Below are 12,668 nucleotides of genomic sequence, written 5' to 3' on the forward strand. Positions count from 1 at the left end.
AAGTTTTCTTATCGGGTCGAAACGGGATACGAATCGGGTTCGCGTGGGGCGATTCCGGGGCGCTACTGGTAATATGCGATCACGCATGGGGGACTGATGACGGCTGATTTTCATAATATTTTGCGCGTCACATGGCACTTTTCTGCCAATCGGCGCTCCGCACGCATCGGGCTTGCCACCATGGGGTTGATGCTGGCTGGCGCGCCGGTAGCGGCATTGGCGTGGCAGGCGACGCCGCAGATTCCGACGCGTGAGGAACTGCAGCCACCGGCCCCGACGACGGCCCCGACGCAATCAGGGCAGATTTTAACAGCCGATGACAGCATCGAGCGGGCGCCCTGTCCGCTGGCCAACCCGGAATTTGCCAATGTCAGCATCACGCTGAAGGGCGTGGAATTCACCTCACCCGACGGCATTGACGCGTCCATTCTGACGTCCAGCTGGTCCGATAAACAGGGGCAAACCCTGCCCATATCGGTCGTGTGCGACATTCGTGATCGCGCCGCCACATTGCTGCGGTCAAAAGGCTATTTGGCCGCCGTGCGCGTTCCACCGCAAACGATTGACGATGGCATCATTCGGCTCGACATCCTGGCTGCGCGGCTGACCCGGATCGAAGTGCGCGGCGATGCCGGGCGGTCGGAAAAATTGCTGCAGGCCTATTTGTCCAAGATCGAAGGCCAGCCGGTCTTTAATATCACCGATGCCGAACGTTATTTGCTGTTGGCGCGCGATATCCCCGGGCTGGACGCACGATTGACCCTGCGGCCCAGCGGCACACCCGGCGAAGTGGTCGGCGAAGTGGAGGTTTCGCGGACCCCGTTAGTCCTCGATGCGAATATCCAGAATTTCGGCCCCCGCGACGTTGGCCGCTTTGGCGGCATTGCGCGCGCGCGGATCAACGGGCTGACCGGGCTGGGCGACATGACGACGCTCAGCATCTACTCGACCGCCGACCTCAAGGAACAGCAAGTTATTCAGGCGGCCCATGAATTTCGGATCGGGAGCGAAGGCCTGAAAATCGGGGGCAGCTATACCTATGCCTGGACACGCCCGGACATTGCCGGTTTGCCGCTGAAATCAGACACGCAAATCGCCAGCCTGTTTGCAAATTATCCCGTGACGCTGACCCAGGCCCATCGACTGAATGTTGGCGGCGGGGTTGATTTTATCGATCAGGACATCGGACTTGGCGGCGTGGCGCTCAACCGGGACCGGCTACGTGTCTTTAACCTGCGCGCCGATGCGAGCTGGATCGATCCTTCGTCGATTGCAGGGCGCGGCGGATACAGTCCGGCCGAGCCGCGCTGGTCCTTTTCCGCATCTTTAGAGGCGCGCAAAGGCATCAAGGGACTGGGTGCCAGTGACGATTGCGGCGTCGCTGGCGCGGCATGTTTCGTCCCGGGCGTCGTCCCGCTCACCCGCATCGAGGGCAAACCCGACGCCTTTGTGGTGCGCGCCAATGCACAGGCCGAATGGCGGCCGCATAAATTATTCACCCTGTCGGTCGCGCCCCGTATGCAATGGGCCAATGATCCCCTGCTCGCCTATGAAGAGTTTTCGGCGGGTAATTTCACAGTCGGACGCGGCTTTGATCCCGGCACGATTATTGGGGATAGCGGCGTCGGTGTCGCGACAGAGGCACGCTATGGCTCGCTCGTTCCCGCCGACAATCATTCGGTGTCATTTCAACCCTTCGTCTTTTTTGACGCCGCCTGGGTGTGGAACAAGGATACGGCCTTCAACGGTCTCAATCCGCAGAAACTATACTCAGCAGGTGGCGGTGTCCGCCTTGCCTATGGCGGTCTGGGACGACTCGATGTGACAGTGGCGGCTCCGCTGAATCGCGCCGGGTTCCTCGTCAAAAAACCTGACCCACGCATACTGATTTCGCTCACGACCCAATTCGGGGTGCGAGCTCACTGATAGGATTTTTCCTGCCAAGGATATTGACCATGCGTCCGACCCCATCACCGCGAACCATTCATCAGGGAAAACTGCGCCTGCTGGGCAGCTGCGCCGTCGCCGCCGGTTTGATGGCGCTGGCCATGGCCGGTCCCGCACATGCGCAAGGCGTCGTCGGCAGCGGAAATGTCACACTTGGAAATGCAACCATCGCGCCCGGCGCGCCTGCGAACACGACCGATGTCGTCACCAGCACCGCTCAGACCATAATCAATTGGACCCCAACTGATAACGCCGCGACCGGCGGAGCCATCGACTTTCTACCCGCAGGCAATACGCTCAATTTTTACGGTGCCACGGGCCAATATACCGTCCTCAACCGCTTTGTTTCCAGCGGCGGCCTGTCGCTCAGCCGGGTGGTCGCGCTTAATGGGACGGTCAACAGCTTTGTCGGCGCGCCCACCAACCCGAACAGTGTTCAGGGCGGCAATATCTGGTTCTACAATGCGGGCGGCATCCTGATCGGCAATGGCGCGGCGATCAATGTCGGCAGCCTGTTGCTGACTGCCAATGACATCGACACCAGCGGCGGCTTGTTCAGCAACACCAACAACATCCGCTTTCGCGGCACATCGGGCAGCACGTCGGCTGTTCAGATCAGTCAGGGCGCGTCGATTACAGCCAGCAACGGCAATCCGGGCAGTTCCTATGTGGCACTGGTGGCACCGCGCATTGTGCAAAATGGCGTCGTCAGCGCTGACGGATCAACGGCTTATGTCGCCGCCGAACAGGCCGATATTCGCATCAACAATGGCCTGTTCGACATCAATGTCCTCGTAGGCGCAGAGGGTGGGAATGTCATCAGTCACACGGGCACCACCACCGGCCCCGCGCACCTGCAGGGTGATACCAACGACAACCGCGTCTATATGGTCGCGATCCCGAAAAATGATGCCGTCACCATGCTGGTTTCGGGTCAGGTCGGCTATCAGGACGCCGCCGCGGCGCAAGTCGATCCCGACGGGGCCGTGGTCCTGTCGGCAGGCTATAACGTCACCAATGGCGCGATCGACAGCACGCCGGTCAACGGCACAGCCGCCGGCATCAATGTCCGCAACACGGACTTTCTCAGCAACACCATGGCCCGGGCCAGCGGCGAATTTGGCGGCGCGCCACTGGGGGCCAGTGGCTCAATCACAATCACGGGTGACGCCAACTTTATCGGCGACGCCGGCGCAGCCCTCACCGTCGGGGCGGGCCAAACCATCAGTGCAACCGGCAATTTAACGGTTCAGGCCAATGGTGCAAACGGGACACCCGGCAACGCCAGTATCACGATGAATGGCGGCAATCTGACCATTTCAGGCGATCTGTCGATTCTGGCGAATGGCACGGTGCAGCCGGATGGATCGAGTCGCGGTGGCAATGCCAGCCTTGTGATATCCGCTGGCACCGCGAACACCGGCGACGTCCTTGTCGCCGCCAATGCGACAGGGGGTCTTGACGCAAATGGTGATGGCGGCAATGCCAATGGCGGCGACGCTGGCATCTCGGTTGCGGGAACCGGTATCCTGTTCGCCAGTAACGTCACAGCGCAAGCAAGCGCCACCGGCGGTGGTCTGTTCCTGGGACAGAACGGCGAGACATTGGCCGTCGACAATGGCGGCGACGCTGTGGGTGGAACAGCCGTCGTTTCGGTATCCAACGGCGGCAGAATCAACGCCGACACGTCCGTCACAGCCGAAGCCAATGGGCAGGGCCAAACCGGAACCATCCAATCGGGCAACGGAACAGGCGGCAGTGCAAGCATCCAGATTTCGGGCACTGGTTCTGATTTCAGCGCTTCTCAGACCGTAATCACCGCTGACGGTATGGGCGGTGGCTTTCTAGTCAGGCCCGCGCTCCCTCCACTCGTCACCCAAAATGGCGGTGATGGCAGGGGCGGGATGGCAGAATTGGTCTTGAACGGCGACATCTCCACATTTGCCACTTTGGGCAATGTTGCTGTGTCCGCCAGCGCATTGGGCGGCGGCAGCGACGGGGACGGATCGCGCGGCGGCGACGCACGCGGCGGCACCGCCACGGTTTCGGCGACAGGCGGAATCTATACCAATCCCGATTCACTTATCCTGTCGGCCAGAGCAGAGGCTGGGGGTGGCTACAACTCCTTGGCAAGGACGGCCACAACCGGTGATGCCCTCGCCGGCACCATCACTGTGACAGCCGATACGGGGTCCGCGATCGAAAGCGACGGTGACATAGGTCTGGATGCGAGCGGCGATGCCTTATTCGGTGAAAATGGAGGAAGCGGCACCGGTGGTTTTGTAACAGTTCAAGCGACCAGCGGTGCAACCATCAGCGCGTTGAACGATTTTAATATCGATGCAGGCGGTGGATCATACAACTTTGGTATCATGGCGTCAGTCGGCAGCAGCACCGGTGGCGATATCCTTTTCTCTGCCGATGGCGGCACGATCATGGCAGGCGAATTTTCACTCTCCGCCAATGCCGGAACTGCCGATGTGGATGGCCTTGGCGGTTCAGCACAGGGCGGGACGATCGACCTGCTCGCATCGAACAATGGCGTTATAGAAGCCGATGGCACCTTCTCTTCCAATTTCTTTAATGCCGACGCCGTCACCGGTTTTTCGTCCGGAGGCACCAATGCCACTGGCGGGACAATTCAGTTCATCGCCGATGGCGGTCAGATCAATCTTCCATTAGGTTTCTCATCCTTTTCCGCCAATGGCAGAACGGGCGGCAATACAGATTCCAATGCGACCACGGCAACGACGGGTGTTGGCGGCACGATTCTTGTGCGGTTGCTCAATAATCTTTCGTCAGCAAGCGCGATCTCCTTCAGCGACGTCGACCTCTCCACCAATGGATACACTGGTATGGAGTTCGAAGGGCCGCCGCCAACCGATGGCCCGGGATCGGCCAACGCCATAGGCGGCAATTTGGCCATCGATGTTCAAGGCGGCACCCTGACAGCTAACTCTCTCTACATTTCTTCAGACGGCTATGGTGGCAAGAACGACGCACTGGGCGGCAGTGGATTTGGCGGAACCGCGATCTTCACCCAAAGCGGCGGCACGGCGAATATCGCCGATTTACGGGTGTCGGCAGAGGGTAACGGAGGCTTTTCCAATGGCAGCGGCCTAAGCGGTGATGGATTTGGCGGCACGGCGATAATCAATTTCTTTGCGGGCGATTTTACGGGAACGGACATAACAGTCTCAGCCGACGGCTATGGCGGTTTTGGCCTGAGAGGCCGCGATAGCGACTCTCCCCCAACCCTGGCTACCGATGGCGGCAGCGGCTTTGGCGGCACAGCGGTGATCAACCTCAACGGCACATCCAGCGTTACCGCACAGAATATCGACGCGTCATCCAGAGGCATCGGCGGCGATGGCGGCGATTATATCGCCGATTTCGGCGGAGTCGAAGATACCGGAGATGGCGGCGATGGAACGGGCGGGTCCGCCGATATCAATATCATTCAAGGCACATTGAATGCCGGAAATATCGCCTCCGATGCGTCGGGAATCGGCGGCGATGGCGGTTCCTTCAGTGCATTCAGTGCCAGTGGCCCGCCGACCGGCATTGGCGTCGGCGGCGATGGCGGCGACGGGACAGGCGGCACCGCAACCATCACCACGATGACGGCCATCACCGCGACCGGCGATGTCGGCAGCATCGCCCAGGGTCTCGGCGGCGCGGGCGGCTTCAACAGCATCGGCGGCAATGGCGGCACAGCCCAGGGCGGTCTGGCACAGTTTGTGATCAATGATTTCGATGCCGGAACTCTGATACTCCGCATCGATTCCAGTGCGCTTGGCGGCAGTGGTGCCGACGGTATGGACGGCACCGGCGGCAATGGCGGATCGGCGACCGGCGGAACGTCGCGCGTTCAGCTGGAGGGAGAAAACGCAAATGCAAATGCCGACCAGTCGATCTTTCGCACTGGCGGCACCGGCGGCAATGGCGGTGACGCATTTCTGGCGTTTGGAAACAATCCTGCCGTTGGTCCGAACGGCGGCAATGGGGGCAATGGCACCGGCGGCACAATCGAGATCATCGCCAATGGTGGCTCCGCTTCGCTCGGCATAGACGATGCAGGAATCGCGACCTTCGGCGGGAATGGAACGGGAGGCAATGGCGGCGCCGGAGCCGCGAACATCAGCCAGCAACAAGGCGGCAACGAAGTCGGCGGCAACGGCGGCGATGGGGGGAATGGCACCGGCGGCTCGGTTCACTTTCTTGCCAACGGCGGCACAATCGACTCGAACGGATTTCCGGTTGAGATCACAAGCGGCGGTACGGAAGGGTCGGGCGGCAGCGGCGGTTCTGGCACAGCGGTCGCTGGCGCGTCTGGGGTAAGCGGTTTCAACCGTGGCGGTGTCGTGACACTTGAATCCCAGGATTCAGAATCGGGTTCGGGGCTAATCGACTTTGCCGACACCAGTATCGACGTTAGCGGCAATATCGCCGGCCGGATCAATATTTTGAACAGCAGCGACGGCTTGGGAATTTCATTGGCCAGCCTCGACGCATCTGCATTTGGTTCACCGGCAACCTCCGTCCCCTCCTCGCCGTTCGACAGCGGTATCTATATTGCTAGCAGCAACGGCCAAATTCTTGTCGATGGCGATACCTCGCTGACCAGTGATGGCACGATCGCATTTGATATGCTGGGCGACGGACAACTAGTGATCAATGGCTCGCTCGACGTGTTCAGCAGCACGCTGATTACTGCAAGCAACGGCAATGCGGACAATTTCAACCCCAGCGTCTCGGTCGCTGGCGATTTATCTTTTTCAAGCAGCGGAGATATTCTCTCCGATGAAAACACCTATCTCAGTGCGAATGGCGATTTGTCGCTTTTAGCAGACGGAAGCATTGACGTTGCGGTCGCCGAAGCAGGCGGCGATCTCTACGCCGAAGGCGGCTTTGTCGGTGTTGGCTTCGCAGGATCAGGCGGCAGCACGACGCTAGTCTCAAACGGAAGCGACGTCAGCTTCGGCTCGATCGACAGCGGCACCTCGACCGATATTGACGCTTTTGACGGCGTTTTCGGCGGCGACATCACCGCCGGCACCGATCTGACGATCACCGCCGGAACAGACGGCCAGATCGATTCGCTGTTCGCCGGCGATGACATCAACCTGAATTTTTCGGGCGCACTCTCCATCGGAACGATGAATACCGACGGATCGGGCGGCGATAATGAAGAGGATGGCAGCAATGTTGTCATCACCGCAGGCGACACCGACATCGACCACAGCGAAACGGCGGATAACTTCACCGCCGATGTCGCCAGTTTCCGTACCGGGCTGAACTCGCTCATCACCGGCGGCGACATCAACATCAACGCCCCCGGTGCCGTCGATCTGGGCAACTCCACCGCAGGCGGGTTTATTCAGGTTTTCGGCCAGTCGATCAACTTTGTCGCCCTCGACGCCGGTTCGACCGTCACCCTCAGCGCCAGCGGAACGGCCCCTGGTGCCGAAGGCATCAGCGGCGACAACATTGCCGCAGGCGGCAGCGTCAGCCTGTTCGGCAACAGCATCGCGGTCAACAACAGCCTGCAGGGCGGCGATACGCTGTTCGCTTCTGCCACGGGCGGTGCGGCGACGATCAACGGGGCCGATACGGTCGGCGATATTTCGGTCTTTGCCGAAGGCGATTTGTCGGGAAGTTATGTGTCGGGCGGCAATGTCGACCTGCAATCCAACGCCAATGTCAACGCATCAGCCACCGCCAATGGCGGCTTTGTTAACGGCAATGGCGCCCTCTCGGAGGGCACAGTTTTTGTCATCGCGGCGGGCAATGCGACGCTGACCAACAGCGCCGCCGCGACCATGTTCGGGGTCAATGCCGGGCAAGCTATATCGGTCACCAATGCAAGTGCGGGCGAGGACATGCAATTGCTTGCCGGAACCACGGTGGCGCTGACCGATGTATCGGCGGGCGACGATGTGGATGTAGAGGCCGATGGCACGATCACCGCCCTGCGCGTCAGTGCAACCGGCACCGGCAACGACGACCGCGACCTCCTCTTTGTCGCGGGCGGAGGCACCGGCCTGCCCTCGATGTTCCAGACCAGCGCCGCCGCCGCCGACGGCGCCGACATCACTCTCACCGCCTTCAACGGAGCGATTGACGCGGGCACCCTGTCCGCGGGCGACGACATCCTTCTTTCCGCTGCAACGACGCTGGCCCTCGGTGGTGCAACGACGCTGGGGGTCGGTTCGACCGACACAGGCAGCAGCATCACAACGCAAAGCGGCGATGCCAGTTTCGCCAATCTCGATGCCTTTGACGATATAGAGATTGATTCGACCGGCACTGCGTCGATCACCGGCGCAGTTGCTGCGGGGCGCGATATGACCGTCGCGGCGGACTCCGTCGACATGGCGCTTTTGACGACATCATTGGGCGTTGTCCTCGACACGCTCACGATCGGGCGCGACCTTTCGATTACCACCACCAACGCAATCACCGGCGGCCATTCGCTGGCTGGCGGCGATCTTGTTTTCGACGCCGGAACCAACATCGACATATTGAGTGCGTCAACCACCGGCGGCGGCCTTCTCTCGCTCAACGGCATCACGGGCGTTTTCGCAAACTCCGTCAGCGGCGGCGGAGAGACTGATCTTTTCAGCGACGCAGGCGCGGTTCAAGTCAACAACCTTGCGTCGACCGGCCCGGTCTATGCCGTCGGTGACAGTATCGCGATTGGCGGCAGCAACAATCTCGTTTTCGAACAGCTCGATACCGACGTCGGCGATGCGGTGGTGGACACCAGCGGCAATCTCGACGTCAACGCATCGGCAATCGCGGGGCGGGCTGATCTGTCTGCCAGCAACAACCTCAACATTGTCCAGCTCGACGCCAATGATGTGATCCTTGCCGCAGGCAACGACATGACATTGTCGACCGTTACCGCCACCAATCTCCTGCAAGCCGAAGCAGACCAGACGATCAACATCATAAGCGGCGTCACAGGCCGCGCCATGTCGGTCCTTTCGGCGGATATCGTCATCGACACCGATGGCCGTCTTGGCACTGGGGGCAGCACTGACACACTCGATATTCGCAACAATAACAGCGATAATCAGACGTTCATCGGCGGCACCGGAACGCGCAACGGCTATCATCTCGACGCCGCCGAAATGACCCGCATCTTCGGGGCGGACATCACCGTTCTTGCCCCCGAAGTTCTCTCGTCGGGCTTCCAATCGGTGGGCAGCAGCGCGCCGCCGGATGTCATTATCGACGATTTTGTTCTCACTGCGGGCGGTCCTACGTCCAACCTTGGTCCCAATGGCGGATTCACGATTTTGACCCCCGGAAAAGCGCGCGTGATCGGCAATGCCAGCCTGACCGGTCTGTCGGACAACAACAGCTTCAACCTGTACGCCGACGACGCGATTGAGGTTATCATGGGTCAGGGAACGATCCGCCTCACCGGCACGGGCAGCACCCCCGCTGGTATGCTGAACTTGCAATCCGATGACATCATCGTTGCGACGTCCGATGCCATCGACGATGTCGCGACAGCGGGCAGCACCGACGCCATAGAGGCGCGACTGGCCCTAAATGACGGCTTCACCAGCGATGACGGCGCGCTTTATGCTGGCGGCATCGATGTCAATGTGGTCGGCGGTTTCTATGTTCAAAATAGCGGGGCCGGAACCGATTTTGCACAACGTCGCGGGCTGACATTCGGGGCGCTGGGGTTCAATGTCACAACCGCGTCCTCGACCACCCGCATTGTCGTTAATGGACAACAGATCGGCCCCAACGGCACGGTCAACGGGATTGACACCATCGCGCTTCTGAATATCAGCAGCGGATCGAGCCAGACCGGATCAACCACCGCCAGCTTTGATCCGCGGTCCACCTTCAACGGCTGTTTGATTGCCAATGTTGCAAGCTGCGGGGCGCCGGTCATACCGGATATTCACGACGATTTCCCGGTTCAGGATATCGTCGACAGCAATGGCGATGACGACGCAGATACCGACGACGGCTCGGGCGGCATTACGCTACCGCTCATCGAATTGCGCGACATTGACCCCCTGCCCGGCGCACCATTGCTCGACGATCCGGTCACTGGCGCAGGCAATGATGATCTATGGTCAAAGCCCGCCGAATAAGCGGCGCGGCGATGACAGCAGTTGACGTTTTGCCCCGTCACGGGGCATGGCCGCTGCCATGACCGACGCCCCTGCCCCCGCACCGCTCCGGCTGTTCAACAGCCTGACGCGCAGCCTTGAAACCTTCGCCCCCGTCCATGCGGGCGAGGCGCGCGTCTATAGCTGTGGTCCAACGGTTTATAATTATCCGCATATCGGCAATATGCGCGCTTACGTCTTCGCCGACACATTGGGCCGCGCCCTGACGTTCAAAGGCTATCAGCTCACCCATGTCATCAACATCACCGACGTCGGCCATCTGACCGACGACGGCGATGCGGGCGAGGACAAGCTGGAGAAAATGGCCGCCGAAAAAGCCCAATCCATCTGGGATATCGCCCGCCATTATACGCAGGCCTATTGGGACGATGTGAAGGCGCTCAACATCCGCCAGCCCGCGCATTGGTCGATTGCCACCGACTATGTTCCCGCGATGATCGACTATGCCAGGGGCATCGCCGACAAACATTGCTATCAACTCGACAGCGGCCTCTATTTCGACACTTCGACGGTCGCCGATTATGGCCGCCTCGCGCGCGCCAGGACCGACGAGGGCGAAGGCCGCATCGACACGGTAAAGGGCAAACGCAACGCCGCCGACTTCGCCATCTGGCGCACCACCCCGCCGGGCGAAACGCGCCAGATGGAATGGGACAGCCCGTGGGGCAAAGGCGCGCCGGGCTGGCACCTCGAATGCAGCGTGATGAGCGAGGCGCTGCTCGGCCTGCCGTTCGACATCCACACCGGCGGCATCGACCATCGCGAAATCCACCACCCCAATGAAATCGCGCAAAATCAGGCGCACAGCTGCTCCGACCACAGCGGCGCGCGCATCTGGATGCACAATAATTTCCTGATCGACCGTTCGGGCAAGATGAGCAAAAGCGCGGGCGAATTCCTCCGCCTGCAACTGCTCATCGACAAAGGCTATCACCCCCTCGCCTATCGCCTGATGTGCCTACAGGCCCATTACCGCAGCGAACTGGAGTTTTCTTGGGAGGGCTTGGGTGCGGCACTGACGCGGTTGAAGCGGATGGTGATGGGTTTTGAACAGTTGAAGTCCACCAGCTCTCAGCCGCCCGCGAAACCGATTGAATGGTGGGCAGAGTGGCTGGGAGCTTTTGAGGACGCAATTTCTGACGATCTGAACACTCCGAAAGCGCTTACCTGGCTGGACGATGTCTTGAGTCTGAAGAAATACAACGCCGGCGAACGGCTGGCCGTAGTAAAGGATATGGACGCAGTCCTCGGCCTCAACCTCCTTACCCTAACCCGCGCCGATCTTCGCATCCGTCCCAAATCCGCGACCATCACCGAGGCCGAAATCGAAACCGCGCTCGCCACCCGCAAACAGGCTCGCGCCGACAAGGATTTCGCCCGCTCCGACGCGCTGCGCGACGAACTAACGGCGCAAGGCGTCGAAGTCATGGACGGCGACCCGCTCGGCTGGGACTGGCGGCTGGACATATAAGCGACCTCGCGTTCCGTTCGTGTCGAGCATAGTCGAGACACCTCAAGGGAATGCGTGACCGATAGGCATCTCGACTATGCTCGTAGAGGAATAGCCCATGACCAAAACCATCACCGTCCTGTCCGGCCTTATCCGCCCCTTGATCGAAGGCCGCCTGCCCGATTGGGTCGAGCCGCGCTTTTTCATGACCAAAGAGGAAGCACTGGACCTCGCGCCCACCGCCGAAATCGGCTGGTTCGACATGTATGACAAAGGCGACATGGCCGCCGTCATCACCGCCGCGACCGGCCTGAAATGGCTCAACTCCATCTATGCCGGGGTCGATGGTATGCCGCTCGACCAGCTTCGCGAACGCGGGACCATCGTCACCAATGGCGCTGGTATCAACGCGATCACCATCGCCGAATATGTTGTCATGGGCATGCTCACCACCGCAAAGGGTTTTCGCGAAGTCGTCCACGCGCAGGATCGCCGCGAATGGTTGATGGATTCTCCCGGCAAGGCGGAGCTGTTCGGCAGCAAGGCGCTGCTGCTCGGCTATGGCGCGATCGGCAAGTTGGTCGAGGAGCGGCTCAAAGCCTTTGCCGTCGATGTCACCGTGGTCCGCCGCACGGCTGGCCCCAATACGCTGACCCCCGATCAATGGCGCGAGCGACTGGGCGACTTCGACTGGGTCATATTGGCCGTTCCCGCCACCCCTGAAACCGATGGCATGATTGGTGCGGCAGAACTTGAGGCGATGAAGCCGACCGCCACGCTCATCAACATCGCGCGCGGCAGCGTCGTCGATCAGGCGGCGCTCATCGATGCTCTGAAAGCCAAAAGCATCGGCGCGGCCTTCCTCGACGTCACCACCCCCGAACCCGTGCCCGCCGACAATGAACTATGGAGCCTCGACAACGCGCATATCACCATGCACCTGTCGGGCCGCGCGCAAGACAAGATGTTCATCCGCGCCGCCGAACGTTTCCTCGAAAACCTCGACCGCTGGCACAAGGGCGAAGCCGTTGAGCCGCGGGTGGATTTGAAACTGGGATATTAACACAAAAGCGGAGCCGACAGACCCGTCGCCTGCATGTGAGCCTTGT

Annotated in this window: 4 protein-coding genes; all 4 read left to right on the plus strand. The window is 60.6% G+C overall.

Going from position 1 to position 12,668, the window contains the following annotated elements; genetic code table 11:
• The first annotated feature begins 96 nt into the window (after positions 1–96).
• The 4 genes from ACR3XE_RS11690 (at position 97) to ACR3XE_RS11705 (ending at position 12,622) form a co-directional block, all read left to right on the plus strand.
• Positions 97–1,926 (plus strand): ShlB/FhaC/HecB family hemolysin secretion/activation protein, encoded by a 1,830-nt coding sequence (locus ACR3XE_RS11690; protein WP_473700019.1) that lies wholly within the window; start codon positions 97–99, stop codon positions 1,924–1,926.
• Between the two features lie 29 nt (positions 1,927–1,955).
• On the plus strand, positions 1,956–10,070 hold the full coding sequence (locus ACR3XE_RS11695) for a beta strand repeat-containing protein (protein WP_473700018.1): 8,115 nt from the start codon (positions 1,956–1,958) through the stop codon (positions 10,068–10,070).
• A gap of 58 nt (positions 10,071–10,128) precedes the next feature.
• The gene (gene cysS, locus ACR3XE_RS11700; RefSeq protein ID WP_473700017.1) at positions 10,129–11,580 is read left to right on the plus strand and encodes a cysteine--tRNA ligase; all 1,452 of its coding nucleotides are present in this window, start codon (positions 10,129–10,131) and stop codon (positions 11,578–11,580) included.
• Positions 11,581–11,677: 97 nt separating this feature from the next.
• Positions 11,678–12,622 (plus strand): D-2-hydroxyacid dehydrogenase, encoded by a 945-nt coding sequence (locus ACR3XE_RS11705; protein WP_473700016.1) that lies wholly within the window; start codon positions 11,678–11,680, stop codon positions 12,620–12,622.
• The last annotated feature ends 46 nt before the right edge of the window (positions 12,623–12,668 follow it).

The sequence above is a fragment of the Sphingopyxis sp. 10G20-10 genome (assembly GCF_057365075.1).